Genomic DNA, 13067 nt, shown 5'->3' on the forward strand with positions numbered 1-13067 from the left:
TATAGCGGCTGACTTTGAAGGGGAGGGAGTTACAGAGGGGTGGTGCGATTAGCGCGTTTGCGGAACTCGAACACCATGCTGCGCAGATCTACCAAGGCTTCCTGCAGGTCCTGACGCGCGGAGTCGATCGCTTCGAATAGCTCTCCTTCTCCGTCATCGCCACCTTCGTCTACCGCCATCAGAGCCAAGCCGTAGGCCTGGAATTCGGACAACACATGATCGGCTGACTTCGCCATGTACTCCGCATGCTCAATGGCGTAGTCCTTTGGCGAGCGATCAGCACCGGCCGCTGTCAGCTCATCAATCCGCTGATCCGCCGCGTTCAGAAATTGCTGAAGTTCATCTGCGCGGCGCCAGGCATTGAAGTCTGGTACTGGCTTGCCGGCCATTCGGTGCTCAAGCATCGCCCATACCAGGTGGTATTCGGGCCAGTCGTGCTCTACGACAACAAAGAAGCGGGCAGGTGCGCCATTTGTCAGCATGGCTTCATGCAGCTTCCGGCACTGACCAGAAAAGCTCATGCGCAGATCGGGCGGCGCCTGTTCCATATCGGTGCGCTTGATGACGATGTAACGATCTTCGCGCTGGAACGGATCGGCCTGTTTGTTTTCTGTGGGCATAGGGGGGATCTCGAGAGGCGGTATCGTGAAGGGTGAACTATCATCGCGACATCACCTGAATCGAGGGCGTCGCACTATGAATGCAGGGCAAAAGACTCTTGTAGAGAAAACACTTGGGATAGTCGGATGGGTATCGGCAACCATCCTCGGTCTGATTCTTCTGGCTGGTTTTGTCGACAAAGGTCGTCGATTTTTGCCCGACATCTTTGACTCTGAAGAGATGGCGCCGATTGTTTGGCCGTTATTTCTAGTCGCTGCCACACTTTTATGGATGCGCGCCTACATGCGCGCTGGCAGGAAGTAGTTTTTGGAAGCTAAGCGGCTTTGAATAACGCTTCAATAATGCGTTGACCGGCCAGCGGCGGCACCGCGTTGCCAGCCATGTGCATGGTTTGCCTATGGTTGTCCGGGCGCTTGGTGTCCGCCGGAAACGACATGGCTGCAAGGGCTTCATTCGCCGAGAGCATCCGCATCTCATCGCCGCGTACCAGGGCCCAGCGGTCAAGGGTGGTGATGGTCCCAATCGGCCGCTCCAGGCATCGCCCTGTCAGGCCCGAGCCAGATCCGTAATACGGCATGATGAAGCGATCTCCGAAACGCTCCCGGCCATTCTTCACACGAAGCAGCGTCGACTCGGCGCGGCCAGGCTTCACAACTTTGCTCCACTTGCCAGCGTTGAAGTCGATGAAGGATGAGGCCGGCACATGCCGTGCGTTGATGCAGTTGCAGATTCAGCGGGGCCTTGCTTCGAGTGCAGACCAGAAAGAGACGCACCCGGTGCTGAGGTACTCCGAGGTCGGCACAATCAACGACATGGGGCGCGATCATGTAGCCGAGCGCCGCCATTGCCCTGTGACCATGCCGGGTACAAGGCCCAGGCCGTGAACTCTTCAACATTCTCGACCAGCACCACTTCAGGCCGGTGGAATTCCGCCGCAGACACAACGGCCCAGGCTGTGGACCGCGATGCATCGTGCTGTGCGTTGCCTGACGCTTTGCCGCGGGCTTTCGAATGTCCCTGGCAGCAGGGCGAGGCCAGCATGATGTCGTGTGCCGGAACCTTCGACCAGTCAGCCTGGTGCAGGTCCTGGCAGATGTGGATCGCTTCCGGGTGGTTGGCGCTGTGCCACTCGACCGCAACAGGCCAGTGGTTGGCGGCCCAGAGAACGTCGACGCCGGCATTGCGGGCACCGGTTGACCATCCGCCGAGTCCGGCGAACAAATCGATTGCTGTAGGCATGGGGCGTCCTATGCCGGGCCATGCCCGGGCGGTGGAGGGTGATGGGTTATTTCCCGATTGGGTCAGCAGTTCGGCATAATCGCGACTCAACTCGGGGGATAAGATCGTGATTAAGGACAGGGTGATTTGGGGCGGTTGCGTCGGTCTTTTTCTAACTGGTGGACTATTCGCTTATGCTTTTTCAGGAGGAAAATCTGACGGTTTCAAGATCGTCGACCTGTTTGCAATCATCTCTGCCGTTGCAACTGCTTTCGCAGCGTTCGCCGCCTGGAGTGCGGCAAGCGCTGCACAAAAGCAGTCATTCGACTCTTCGATATCGATACGACGTCAAACCCACAAGATGCATTTCGAGTCGTTCAACGAGTGGCTGGACGGGACTGAGTCTTCACTTAATATCCAGTTTTTCCGTCGATACGAACTTTATGACGCAATCTTTCCCGACAATCGGAATCCATCCCTCGGATTCAGTGAGGTCGGTCATCCCGAAGTTGTTTCTTGGCAGAAATCTTTCAAAAGACTTGCAGATATAACTTGTAATCCAATTCAACCAAGTAGGCGGGAAGTTGCGACCTGGGTTGGAGACTTCGCCTCACTATCAGGCCATATGCATTACACGTTCCTCAAAGCTGACAAGCTCCAAATTTATCTTGGCGGCCATGTCCGATCAGAGATTTCAATGGAAAACTTCAGGCAGGCCTTGCCAGTCATGGGTATGGTGTTGAGCGCACTCACCAAGTTTTCATATATCGAAGGTACGTCTTCTGATCGAGGCATGTCTCTCGAGTTCGAGTTCGCCTTCAAAGAATTTGTGGATTCGATTATGGAAAGCTCGTGGCATCAACATGAGTACAAGATCATGCCTGTGTGACTGCAGCTGGCGCGATTCATTTAAGTGGAGTATTTGTGTTCGGCCCGGCATGGAGCCGGATCAAGGAGAAACAGATGGTGAAGATTGCCGAGGTGGTTGCAGAGTTTTCGGCTGAGGGCTTTAGCAACACAGGAAAGCAAACCCGAGGAAGAGTACTGCGCGATGTCCACGAATCCGTGTACAGCTTCCAGGTAGATGATGAGGCTCGTGGCCTGGCCACTCCGTCTGGTGATTACGCTACCGAGGAGGACGCCAGAGCGGCTCTATTCCAATACTGGGATAAGTGCGAGGAGGCACTAAAGGCGTCGGGTATGCCGAGCTGGAAGCCTAAATATTAGGCTTTGTTGATGCTCAGTTCGTGCCCGGGTTTGCCGGTCGCGCCACATGGCTTGCATGGTGCGTATTTGTTGCCTGCGTCGTGACTCCAGCCAGCATGCTGCTGGGCTGATCCGGCGCAGTGATCGCACTTTCCAGTCTGCTGCCGGTACAGCTCGCGCTGCATGCGCTCCTGTGCTGCTGTGACAAAAACCTTTTCCAGCGCAACGCCGGTCCAGCGAGCCCGGCCTTTATGATCGATGTTGGGTACGCCTCCCTCGATCAGGCAGCCACCGGCCTCATCATTTCCGATCCATTCCATTCTGGCCCACTGCCAATCATCGCCAGCATTGGCATTCTTGCGGGCTGCAAGCAACTGGAATGATGGTGGGCGTTCAGGCTCGTCAGCGGTAAACATGTCTTTCGTATTCAGGCACTTGGCTGTGGCGGCCTCGGTGGCATCTGCCTGCTCTATCTCAGCCAGGTATCTACCGACGCTCTTGTCTCCGCCGTATGGGCAGCACTCGGAATCCCAAGCTTGCTGCTCAAGCGCTGCCCAGGCGTAAAGCTCGACGAGGAGCGGAACGAGACGCCGGCTTCTATCTGGGCGCTGTCGTCCCCGGTTATTTCTCGCTCCTCTTCGCGCGCCACACGCTCGGCGTCATGGCTATCTTCGGCAAGGACCAGCGCGGTGTATTTCAGAGTCACTTCGTAAAGTTGTTTCATCCGGATACTCCTGTTATTCGTCGTTACAGATGCGCAGGGCTTCGCGCTGATACGCCAGGGTCAATTTTGCCGACACGTTTTCAGGTATCACGTATTCGTGTCGCGGCGGATCAAGCATCGGCAGGCACTTTTGAGGCCCTAACTCATGTAGCCGGTGAATCATCAGCGTGATGGCCTCGCCCTGTTCCTCGATGCCGCTCCAGGCCATCAGCTCAGCGAGTGCTTGGCGTGTTCCGGCCATGCAGTGCAGCCTGATTTCTTCCTCGCCGCGAGTCTTTCGCCTCGCCGCAGTCTTTGCTGATCGTTCTTTCTGCGCGGCTGCCATGGTTTACCTCTTCTATTCCGCTGGCCGGCATCCCGATCCAGGCTTGTCGAATGCGTTGTTGAACTCGAACACGTCTCACGCTGCCACCTTGAGCTGATTCCAGGCACCAACGGCGGCGAAGATGCGGTAGGCCTGTCGCTCATCCAGCGACACGACGTCGGGAATGGCGATCCAGCCTGAGGCGACCATGTGCTGCGGGTTCGCGCTGTCGCGGATCTCCCGGTAGCAATGCTCGATCACTTCTTCGAGGTGGTCCGACAGGTACATGCCGTCCGGCGCGACTTCCACCGACTTCAGGTACCGGTTGCCGGTCTGATCAATGCAGATGGCGCTGAGGAATATCGTCCACCGGTGGGTGATCTCGCAGACGGCCTGGCCGATCTTCCCGGGCGCAATGTTCTTCAGCGACTTGTAATTGATCATCCCCTGCCGGCCGCTGGGATCGATGTTGACCACTGCGACGTGATTGGCGCGCACCAGTGAGCGGCACGACCGTTCGACCCGGGCCCGCAGGTTGTTCTGCTTGCGAACCTTGCTCATGCGGCCTCCAACAAGTCCCCGCGAACGGGGAAGTCGATTTCATGTTCGGCGATCAGCCGCAGCAGAACCTTCGGGTTGATCTCCAGCTTCCTGGCGCAGGCCGCCCGGGTGCAGCCGACATCCCGAATGGCCTTGATGCGATCGACCAGGACCAGGTCCCTCGCATGATTTTCTTTGCTGCGGAACCTCAGTCCGTTCTGGCCGGCGATCCGCTTCAGTGTCGTGCGGCCGATACCCAACTTGGCGCACATTTGGTCCTGGGTTAGGCCCTCAAGAATCAGATCGCGAATCTTCGGCACAAAGGCCAGGTCCTCGAGCTTTGCCGCAGCAGACACCCGGCTGGCAAACTTGATGCCGTACATAGCGGCAATGTGTGACGCCCGCCGGGTGCTGATGTGCAGGTCCTTCGCTGCCGCGACCATGCCCTTGTCGAAATACGCTTTCATCTTCTCGGCGATATCCGCCTCGAAGGCTTTCGACTTGGCCGACTTCTGGATCTTCACCGACAAGTTGCGTTTCGCCGGCGAAGGCTCAGAGCCAGAGGAGGGTGGGATGATCCCGGTATTGAACGGAGTGGAGTTGAACAGGCTGCGACTGGTCTCGACAACGTCGATGACCTTGCCCTGGGCGACGTAGCCGGCTATGGCTCGGGCGAGCCAGGCGCGGTCGACGTCCTTCTGCTGGATGCTGCTGAGTTCCAAGCTGATCATGCAGTTTTCCTCTCTGGGTCGAGTTCAGCCTTGCGCTTGTCCTTCGCCGAAACCACTTGCGGGATCAGTTCGTCGAAGCCATGAGCGATCGTCTTGGCGGCATTGAAGGCTGAGTGAAGTGAGGCCATATCCGTGGCGGTGGCAATGTCTGCCAGCGCGTCTACCAGCAGCTCTCTGGCGCGGGCTTCCGGGCTGATGCCGGAGTTGAGCCAGGCCAGCAGACGTTTTCCAGTTTCCACACTGATCAGCTCAGGCTGGTCGAACAGCTTCGTCCGGTCCTTGCTGGCCATGGCCGTGTGGCCGTCGTGGGTCAGGTCCAGCACCACCGTGAATTCGTAGTCAGTGCCGTCGCGCTGCTCGGACTTCATGCCGAGCTTGAGGATCTTCTTGCCCTCGCCCTGGACCGTCTCTGTCTTGCTGCGCATGGTGCAGATGATGTGCAGCGAACTGGTCAGGATCTTGTCCGTCAGTTTCCGATGGCGCGGCGTGGTCTCGTTCCAGGCTGCCCAGGTGTTGCCCCGGAATTTCTGGTGGGCGACGGCCTCATTCGACTCCAGGCACCCGCCGGAGCCTGTCCACTCATGCGAGTAGCTATCGATGATCAGCGTGTCGTAGCCGGCCTGCTCGGCGGCCACGATTGCCTCGATGTATCGCTCGGGCGAGTAGGGCGCGTGCAGCTCCATCGCGTCGAATTCGGCGATGTCGGCGTACAGGGATGCGCTGCCATGCTCGGTGTCGATGACCGCGATCCGGCCGCCAAGGCCAGTGGCGAGCAGCAGGGCGGAGTAGGTCTTGCCTGATCCGGATGGCCCGGCAAGTGCCAGCCGTAGCTTGGCCTGCTTGCGTTCGGCTTTCTTGAACATTGCGAGTTACCTCAGATTGGTTGGTTGTCCCATTGCCGCTCAATGCGGCGAGCTTCGTCTTCGTACTCTTTGCGCTGTTCGCCGGTGAATTTCTCAGGCGAGAACGCGCCGACCTGCATCCAGTCGAGCTGGGCGGCCATGCGGGGAGAGTTCACGGGGATTCCTCAGAAATTGATCGTGATGTTCGGCACTTCGCCGCGAGCGATCTTCAGGACGATGGCCTTAGCCAGTTCCTCGCTGATGTTCATGCCGATGAGGGCCTCCTTTGCGGCGCGCATCACCTTTCCTTTGTGCACGTTGTCTGCTGCTCTCAGGGCCTGCTGGCGAATGATTTCGTCGGCTTCAGCCTTCTGGCGGTCTTCTTCAGCCTTTCGCCCTTCCTCTGCAGCACGCTCGGCACGCTGCTCCGCTTTCAAGCTGTTCGCGCTTAGCCTGCTCAGCTCGGCGCTCTGCATCAGCAGCCTGCAGCTTCAGGTCGTTTTCGCGCTTAGCCGCTGCTTCCTGCTCCTCACGGATGCGCTTGGCCTCAGCCTCGCGATCTGCCTGGGCTCTCTCTTCGGCCTCCCTGGTGGCTCGCTCTGCCGCCTCCTGACGAATCCTCTCCTCATGCTCACGCTGGGCGCGGGCTTCGTCGTCTGCCCGGCGCTGCGCCAGTTCGGCCTGATCCGCCTCGTACAGTTTGCGATTTGTCAGCGCCGTGTACAGAGCGGTCAGCGCCTTCTCCTTGGCCAGGGCAGCGTCCACTTGGAACTCTGCCCACTTGTCAGCGATTGCGACGGCCTCGACCCGCTTGATGCGATCCTCCAAGTCTTCGGAGGTGACACCATCCAACTGCATCGCCATGTCGCTGATCTTCTCGATGTCGGCCTTGATCAGGTCAACCCGCCTGTCTTCCGCCTCCTGCCAGTCATCCAGCGGCTTGCGCACTTCCTTCTGCCACAATTCCAGCTTGTCCCACACCCGTTTGCGCTCGGCATCGATCCGCTTCGGGACTTCCTTCTGCTGGGCGCTCAACTCTTTACCAACTGCATCCAGCGCAGTTTTGGACTTGGCGATTTTGTGCGCCATCGAGGCGAACGCCTTGCGACCTTTGTCGGTAGCCAGGTCCGGCAGCACCTGCAGAAAATTGTCGACCTCGGCGCGGATCTGGGTCAGCCAAGGGTCAAGCCCGCTCGCGGAGCTGTAGACAGCCAGCGCGGTTTCCTTCGGCGGCACCGTGGCCAGTTCGGTAGTAGCGGACATGCAAATACTCCCGCGCCAGCCGGGCGGGCAGGGCGCTTACATTTCGTTATTGGGTTATCGAGCCGGCGAGCGCGCCGAGCAGCATCAGGAGGGTGAAAAGCGTTATTGCGGAGAACGATCCGCGCCAGTAAAGGTGGCGCCTTCTGCGCTGACTGGCTGTCACGCCCGGACCTCATAGGTCACGGTCCACTCACCGCAGAGGCAGGCCCTTCTTGACCAGGCGAGAGGGTTTTCGATGCTGGCCAGCTCAGCGGAGTGAAGCGCATCAGCCCAGCTCGCACCCTTGAACACCATCAGCACTCTGTCGCTGGGCACAGACAGGTGGTCCGGTAGTTCGGCGACCTGTTCGTCGATCAGCGTCTTCACAAGGCGAGTCGTCATGCTGTAGCTCCATTACGCAGTGATTCGTTGTAATTGGCGTAGATCTTGTCGATGCGCGAGGCGTAGTGGCGGTGCTCACCTTCGTCGATGGCGCGCAGCATGAAAGCAAGGGTTACGCTCGATCGCGCCGCCGAGCTGGCATTGGGCTTGCCCAGGTCGTTGATTAGGTTCTCCAGCTCACCCTCGATCCAGCCAACAGCTAATTCGTGATTTCTCTCTTGCTCGATCACGGCCTCACCTCGTTGTAGCCAAAGAAGTCACCAATCTGCTCGACAGCCGCGGCTATCCGCTTTGCGCTGGCCTTGCGTTCAGCCAGGTCACGCACGCGCTTCTCATCCAGAAGCATGGCGCGCTTTGCGGCGTCGGCCTCGTAGTCGTGGAACTCTTGAACCTGCGATTTCTTCTCGCGGCCCCAGGCGTCGTAACGCCTATCCCACTCTCGGGCCTGCGAACTGTCTGCATAGCTGGTTGCCATGGTCGCCTCCGGAGTGGCTGGTCAGTCGAAGTAGTCTTGGTCGGCCAGATACTCGGAATGCTCGTTTACAAGCCATTCCTCCATCGATGCGATCTCGCCTTCGGTCATATGGCTGGTGTCTTCCTCTGCTTTCCACTCGATTTCGCAGCCGCCGTAGTACTCATCCGGGTCGGCCGCCTGAGAGCTGAAGGTTCCTTTCGAGCCAGAGAACGACACAACGGTCAGGTTGATGGAGACGTCCTCGCCATCCTTGACCATCCAATACTCATAGGTGCGGGCCATGCCGACCTCCAATTTGTGGTTGATCCAACAAAACTCGGCTGCGACCTCGCCGCACGGCCAGCTACCGGAGGGCGCCGCGGGAAGTCGCATGCGAGTGGTGTCGGTGGATAACATCAACAGCAGCGAGCCTTAACGTGCATAAGGCTCACCGTGTTGCGCTTTAATCGATGCAGGGGGCCGCATTGCGCGGTGCAGAAGTCTTCCGCATCGGGGTGTGATCTGCATGACGTTTGTCAGCCGTTGCTCTCGCGCTGGCTGGCGGTACTCAGGATCACACTCCGATGCGGCCTGGTGCTGGGGAGGACCAGGTGATCGGGCAGTTATCGGCAGGCTGCCGTGGCGCTGGTTGTTATTTGTACTTACGCAGATCTGGCTCTGTTGCTGGAGTTTTGCTTGTCTCGTTCATGTCGATTTCCATCCTGTTGATTTCCCGTCTGGCCCTGTCGCCAAGGCCAGCCAGTGAAATCTGTTGTCTCCACCACGCGCATCGCCCGATTCATATCTCTGGCCGGGTCACACATTTCGTGTTCGGTGTTCTTCCCGGCTGGCTTGCGTGGTTTCGCGTACTCACATGAGTGAGTACGGCAGCTGTCCAGAGGCTGCATGGACGACGGTTTAGCTTTCTCACCACCGGGTTGGCCGGTACGTCGTTGGGTCACGTCAGATTGTGTAAAGAGCGGCGGGCTCTTCAGAGGCCCTTCGCAGGGACTGTGTCGCTGCGATGGGTGAATTATTGCCTGAGGAATTTATTAGCGTCAATGCCTCAGGCAATAATATTTTGTGCGGGCATAAAAAAACCCGCATCAGTGCGGGTATTGGAGTTGCGTGGACAAGCGCTAGTCAGTAATCAGCTTGTATGTCGCGTACTCGGTATCAGTGAGGGGATCTCTCCGAACGTACTTCATGGCTTTGAAGCCGACCTTCATGCCGAGGCTGTATTGCTGAATATGCTGATACTGCTGCTTGTTGTAGGTGATCTTGTATTTGCTCGATCCGCTTCGGATGTATACAGCTCCGCTTTCCTTCAGATCAGTAACCGTGCCTGACAGGGTTACTGACTCGGGTTTCATGTGCTCAAACACCGAAAGCTTGGAGTGGGCATTCCGCACCGCATCCAGAGAGCCGCCCCAGTGGTACACCTTGGAATTTGGAGCGGGCCACGTAAGCTCGGCGCCTATATTTTGCTTTTCGAGTGTCCCAAGCATTTCACTAAGAGCCTTTGTGGCTGGCACGCCGATCACCGTAACTAAGTCTCTGATAGCTTCTGGCGATGGGGAACTCAGCACATCGAAGATCTGCTCAAGCGCTCCTTCCATAGGCGACTCACCGGTTGTGTCCGGGGCTATGTTGCCGGCAAACATTAGCCTGGTGGACCCAAAGGAGAGACCGGAAAGACGCAGATCTATTTCTCGAGACATCGCGTCCAGCAGGCCGCGCGCCGGGCCTATACCGTGACGTAGATGGTAAGCGGCATGTGCGATAGCGCTGTTGAATTGATCAGCTAGGCGAGAAAGAAGTTTGAGCGGGATACTGCCGTCCATGCGCATACCAAGCAGGCGCAATTCAACAACCTCATGCTGAAGCGCGCATTTGGCTTGACGAAGCTCTTGGACAAGCTCTTCGTGGTGAGTGCTCCAAGATTTCAGGGCAAGCTGAAGCGAGTACTTCCCAGGAGATTCCTGGAGAAGAGCTTTGTCTCGCTCAATAAACTGATTGACCTGGGAGAGTTGTCGCTCCAGCCAGTCAATTCGGTTTGCCTGTTCGTTCATCAATTGATGCTCAGAGCTGCTAAGCCCTTTGGAGTGCACTCGTCGCGCTGAGTGCCAAAAGTTTTAGTCCAGTAACTCAGGCCTTGAGCGTCTTCGCTTCGGACTGGCCAGACATCAAGCTGAAAACGCGCTTTGATCGTCCGATTATCAAACAATCCGTTCAAGACCGGCCGCGCCGCCTCGGAAACATCGTCAATGGTTTTAGAGTCATAGACAAGCACGATGTCGATATCTTGGGGCTCGCCTTTGTCGCACATGAAAGACCCATCAATCCAAGCGTAGCCTTTGAAGCCAGTGCTCTCCAGCATTTCCAAGTATACCCGCAAAGCACCGAAAAGCCTGGTGCGTCTTACAGATTTTGGAAATCTGTCCACAGTCAAAGTCTTGAGATCATCGAGGGAGAAAGGATGGATTCCTTCGCCCAGAAGCGGGGGTAATCAGTTTTTATGTTGTTCATTAGTGGGCATCAATAGGTCCATTGCCTGCTTAAGCTTAAGCGCCTGTTCCTCGCTCATGCCCAGCATCCTGCTTGCCATTTCATCTACCGCAGTCCGGTGTCCGGCGCTTGCTTTTGCATAAAGATCATTCTTTTGATAATCGCTCTCGCCATAGGCCTTGGCGACTTCAGCAATCTCCTGTGCAAGTCGCTTGCTGTAGCGCTCGGCGGGAATCCCAAAAAGCTTGTGCACCCCCACAGCGACATCCTTATTTAAAGCCAGGCGCCCGTTTAGATAATTGCTAAATGACGCCTGGTTCATTCCTAAGGCGGCCCCCGCTGCTTCTTGAGTCACTCGCCTTTCCTTAGGACGAGACGCGTTCTCCTGCTTTATCAGGTCTTTCAGGGCTGCGCATTCGGCCAGCTCCCACGGCTCAAGCTTTCTCTTCTCATTGCTCATGGCGGGCGAGTGTATTTCCGGAGGTATTGGCAAACAAATTCCTCAGGCATTGATTTATTTCAATTCCCAAGGCAATAATTGGCACATGAACCACGGAGGAGTGGCCATGAGCCGAATCCCGCTATCCCAATTCGCGGAAAAAAACGGGCAGACCAAGACAGCGGTGCTGCTTGGAATGACTCAAGGGCGCCTTGAATAAGGCTCTCCGGGTCGGTCGGGACGTCTATGTAATCGAGCATGGAGACGGCAAGTACACCGCCGAAGAGCTACGTCCATTCCCGGTTCAGTCCGCAAAAAGAACTGCCGCTTAACCAAATTCATCAGCCACTAGGAGCAACACATGCACTACGACCCAAGCCACATGCACGACAAGCCGACAAAGGTGCGCCTCGACGAGGTGGCCGACGATCTGCTTACCGCCATGGCGAGATACCAGCGCACACAGAAAGCCGTTCTTGCTCGGGAAATCCTTGAGCGCGGACTGAACCAAATGATGGAAGAGCTTAACGCAAAGACTGATGTGGCCTGAAGTTGCCGAGGAGGCCCTGTGCCTGAAACAAAACAGCTGGATGTCCAGCTCGAATGGGAAGGAGTCAGCAATCTGGAGTTTTTAGCCAGGCAAGCAGGCGTAACACCGGAAGAGCTGGCAGCAAGAATCATCAACAAGGAATTAGACCGAATGTCTAGACCACCCCCAAGCAGGGGCAAGGTCAGGTCGCTAGGGAGAAGGGCTGATTAGCCCCTTAGGGACTATTGAGGAACTGTCAATGAAATACCCATCCCCCAAATCGCAGGCACAAAAACCGACGGATCAGGTCGGTTCTTTTTACAGCGCTTGCAACAACGTTCTGGAGCGAATAATGCACCATCCAAACCAAACGAGCAATACCCCAGGTAATTTCGCGACACGTTTTGTGAATCGCGAAAACGTGTCGCGCACCACCATGTCATCGCGAGAGATCGCCGAGCTCACCGGAAAACGCCATCCGGATGTGAAGCGTGACATCCAGGCTATGGCCGCTGAGCTCGAAGAAGATGCGAGCACTTTTGCTCACATCTACCTGGACAGCATGAACCGTGAGCAGACCGAGTACCTGCTTGATAAAGAGCTGACCGACACTCTTCTGACGGGCTACAGCGCCAAGATGCGCCGGGCAGTTATCCGACGCTGGACGGAGTTGGAAGCGAAGGTTTCCCAGCCATTGTCCATGCCCTCATACGCAGAAGCGCTGCGCCTTTATGCCGACCAGATCGAGCAGACATCAGTACTACGCATAGAGAACCGTCAGCAAGCGACCAAGATCCACTCCATGGAGAACCTGTTCAAGGAGGGGATGACCCATACCCAGTTCTGCAAGGGCCTCAATGGGGTCAACGTCATGCAGGTTGGCAAATTCCTGGAGGGTCGCAACTGGCTGTTCAACGAGAGCAAGTCCGGCCTGCGTTTCCGCGTGGCCTCGTACGCCCGCGACAAGTACATGACTGAGCATCAGCACGAAGTCATTCCTCACGGCAAAGAGCCATTCGTATCGTTCACGCCTGTGCTGCTCAAGAAGGGCGCCATTCGCCTGTACGACCTGTACCTCGCTGGCGAGCTTCCAATGAAGAAGACGTGGGATGGCCTGTTCACTCACGACAAAGCACTCAAGGGGCCGCATGATGGCCAGATCCAGAAATATCAAGCCGGGGTTCTTCTCGAACGAGCACCTGGCCGAGCTCGACTTTGCAACACGCCTCCTTTTCATTGGCATGTGGACTGAGGCTGACCGCGAGGGTCGCCTTGAGGACCGTCCTCGCCGCCTGAAGATGGCTCTG

At 57.1% G+C, this 13067-nt stretch carries 24 protein-coding genes and 1 pseudogene; 6 read left to right on the forward strand and 19 right to left on the reverse strand.

Annotation, left to right across the window (positions count from 1 at the left end; all coding sequences use genetic code 11):
* Positions 1-29: 29 nt before the first annotated feature.
* Entirely contained in the window at positions 30-620 is a 591-nt protein-coding gene (locus JFT80_RS02230; RefSeq protein WP_201146779.1) for a hypothetical protein, read from the reverse strand.
* Positions 621-696: 76 nt separating this feature from the next.
* Between JFT80_RS02230 and JFT80_RS02235 the strand changes: the two genes are divergently transcribed.
* Positions 697-924 carry a hypothetical protein gene (locus JFT80_RS02235; protein ID WP_201146780.1) on the forward strand — a complete coding sequence of 76 codons (228 nt, stop codon included), beginning with the start codon at positions 697-699 and terminating at the stop codon, positions 922-924.
* A 10-nt stretch (positions 925-934) separates the two neighbouring features.
* Here the strand turns inward: JFT80_RS02235 and JFT80_RS25290 are convergent, their stop codons facing one another.
* Together JFT80_RS25290 and JFT80_RS25295 are read right to left on the reverse strand one after the other, a co-directional pair.
* Entirely contained in the window at positions 935-1324 is a 390-nt protein-coding gene (locus JFT80_RS25290; protein ID WP_374091313.1) for a DNA cytosine methyltransferase, read from the reverse strand.
* An 85-nt stretch (positions 1325-1409) separates the two neighbouring features.
* Positions 1410-1860: pseudogene (locus tag JFT80_RS25295) on the reverse strand (DNA cytosine methyltransferase); the annotation flags it as partial.
* A 106-nt stretch (positions 1861-1966) separates the two neighbouring features.
* Between JFT80_RS25295 and JFT80_RS02245 the strand changes: the two are divergent.
* Both JFT80_RS02245 and JFT80_RS02250 read left to right on the forward strand, forming a co-directional pair.
* Entirely contained in the window at positions 1967-2728 is a 762-nt protein-coding gene (locus tag JFT80_RS02245) for a hypothetical protein (protein ID WP_201146781.1), read from the forward strand.
* The gene (locus tag JFT80_RS02250; RefSeq protein WP_201146782.1) at positions 2725-3066 is read left to right on the forward strand and encodes a hypothetical protein; all 342 of its coding nucleotides are present in this window, start codon (positions 2725-2727) and stop codon (positions 3064-3066) included. The genes JFT80_RS02245 and JFT80_RS02250 overlap by 4 nt, the downstream gene beginning before the upstream one ends.
* On the opposite strand, the gene JFT80_RS02255 is transcribed toward JFT80_RS02250, so the two are convergent.
* From JFT80_RS02255 to JFT80_RS02325, 16 genes are all read right to left on the reverse strand, one after another.
* A complete protein-coding gene (locus JFT80_RS02255; RefSeq protein WP_201146783.1) occupies positions 3063-3461 on the reverse strand; it encodes a hypothetical protein in 399 nt (132 codons plus the stop codon). The two genes, JFT80_RS02250 and JFT80_RS02255, sit on opposite strands and share 4 nt — an antisense overlap.
* Before the next feature lie 53 nt (positions 3462-3514).
* The gene (locus tag JFT80_RS02260) at positions 3515-3769 is read right to left on the reverse strand and encodes a hypothetical protein (protein ID WP_201146784.1); all 255 of its coding nucleotides are present in this window, start codon (positions 3767-3769) and stop codon (positions 3515-3517) included.
* A 13-nt stretch (positions 3770-3782) separates the two neighbouring features.
* The gene (locus tag JFT80_RS02265; RefSeq protein WP_201146785.1) at positions 3783-4094 is read right to left on the reverse strand and encodes a hypothetical protein; all 312 of its coding nucleotides are present in this window, start codon (positions 4092-4094) and stop codon (positions 3783-3785) included.
* Between the two features lie 75 nt (positions 4095-4169).
* Positions 4170-4634, reverse strand: coding sequence for a hypothetical protein (locus JFT80_RS02270; protein ID WP_201146786.1), 465 nt, complete (start codon positions 4632-4634; stop codon positions 4170-4172).
* Entirely contained in the window at positions 4631-5344 is a 714-nt protein-coding gene (locus tag JFT80_RS02275; protein WP_201146787.1) for a hypothetical protein, read from the reverse strand. The genes JFT80_RS02270 and JFT80_RS02275 overlap by 4 nt, the downstream gene beginning before the upstream one ends.
* Positions 5341-6207 carry an ATP-binding protein gene (locus JFT80_RS02280; RefSeq protein WP_201146788.1) on the reverse strand — a complete coding sequence of 289 codons (867 nt, stop codon included), beginning with the start codon at positions 6205-6207 and terminating at the stop codon, positions 5341-5343. Before JFT80_RS02280 ends, JFT80_RS02275 begins: the two co-directional genes overlap by 4 nt.
* A gap of 11 nt (positions 6208-6218) precedes the next feature.
* Positions 6219-6362, reverse strand: coding sequence for a hypothetical protein (locus tag JFT80_RS02285; RefSeq protein ID WP_201146798.1), 144 nt, complete (start codon positions 6360-6362; stop codon positions 6219-6221).
* A 9-nt stretch (positions 6363-6371) separates the two neighbouring features.
* The gene (locus JFT80_RS23720; RefSeq protein WP_242482749.1) at positions 6372-6623 is read right to left on the reverse strand and encodes a hypothetical protein; all 252 of its coding nucleotides are present in this window, start codon (positions 6621-6623) and stop codon (positions 6372-6374) included.
* Positions 6571-7422: a hypothetical protein gene (locus tag JFT80_RS02290; protein WP_242482750.1), complete on the reverse strand. Its 852-nt coding sequence runs from the start codon at positions 7420-7422 to the stop codon at positions 6571-6573. The genes JFT80_RS23720 and JFT80_RS02290 overlap by 53 nt, the downstream gene beginning before the upstream one ends.
* A 186-nt stretch (positions 7423-7608) precedes the next feature.
* The gene (locus JFT80_RS02295; RefSeq protein WP_201146789.1) at positions 7609-7830 is read right to left on the reverse strand and encodes a hypothetical protein; all 222 of its coding nucleotides are present in this window, start codon (positions 7828-7830) and stop codon (positions 7609-7611) included.
* Complete coding sequence (locus JFT80_RS02300; protein WP_201146790.1) at positions 7827-8060, reverse strand: hypothetical protein; 234 nt, start codon at positions 8058-8060, stop codon at positions 7827-7829. Before JFT80_RS02300 ends, JFT80_RS02295 begins: the two co-directional genes overlap by 4 nt.
* Positions 8057-8305, reverse strand: coding sequence for a hypothetical protein (locus tag JFT80_RS02305; RefSeq protein ID WP_201146791.1), 249 nt, complete (start codon positions 8303-8305; stop codon positions 8057-8059). The genes JFT80_RS02300 and JFT80_RS02305 overlap by 4 nt, the downstream gene beginning before the upstream one ends.
* A 21-nt stretch (positions 8306-8326) precedes the next feature.
* The gene (locus JFT80_RS02310) at positions 8327-8587 is read right to left on the reverse strand and encodes a hypothetical protein (protein WP_201146792.1); all 261 of its coding nucleotides are present in this window, start codon (positions 8585-8587) and stop codon (positions 8327-8329) included.
* An 836-nt stretch (positions 8588-9423) separates the two neighbouring features.
* Positions 9424-10356, reverse strand: a complete 933-nt coding sequence (locus JFT80_RS02315; RefSeq protein ID WP_201146793.1) for a hypothetical protein — start codon at positions 10354-10356, stop codon at positions 9424-9426.
* Entirely contained in the window at positions 10356-10781 is a 426-nt protein-coding gene (locus JFT80_RS02320) for a hypothetical protein (protein WP_374091315.1), read from the reverse strand. Before JFT80_RS02320 ends, JFT80_RS02315 begins: the two co-directional genes overlap by 1 nt.
* 12 nt (positions 10782-10793) lie before the next feature.
* The gene (locus JFT80_RS02325; protein WP_201146795.1) at positions 10794-11147 is read right to left on the reverse strand and encodes a helix-turn-helix transcriptional regulator; all 354 of its coding nucleotides are present in this window, start codon (positions 11145-11147) and stop codon (positions 10794-10796) included.
* 296 nt (positions 11148-11443) lie between these two features.
* Here JFT80_RS02325 and JFT80_RS25300 point away from each other — a divergent pair, with 296 nt between their 5' ends.
* The 3 genes from JFT80_RS25300 to JFT80_RS02340 all read left to right on the forward strand — a co-directional run bounded on the left by JFT80_RS25300 (position 11444) and on the right by JFT80_RS02340 (position 13012).
* Positions 11444-11563: a Cro/CI family transcriptional regulator gene (locus JFT80_RS25300; RefSeq protein ID WP_374091314.1), complete on the forward strand. Its 120-nt coding sequence runs from the start codon at positions 11444-11446 to the stop codon at positions 11561-11563.
* 29 nt (positions 11564-11592) lie between these two features.
* On the forward strand, positions 11593-11781 hold the full coding sequence (locus JFT80_RS02335; RefSeq protein WP_047274383.1) for a hypothetical protein: 189 nt from the start codon (positions 11593-11595) through the stop codon (positions 11779-11781).
* A 331-nt stretch (positions 11782-12112) separates the two neighbouring features.
* Positions 12113-13012 (forward strand): Rha family transcriptional regulator, encoded by a 900-nt coding sequence (locus tag JFT80_RS02340; RefSeq protein ID WP_242482752.1) that lies wholly within the window; start codon positions 12113-12115, stop codon positions 13010-13012.
* Positions 13013-13067 lie beyond the last annotated feature (55 nt).

Source organism: Pseudomonas sp. TH10 (genome assembly GCF_016651255.1).
Lineage (GTDB): Bacteria > Pseudomonadota > Gammaproteobacteria > Pseudomonadales > Pseudomonadaceae > Aquipseudomonas.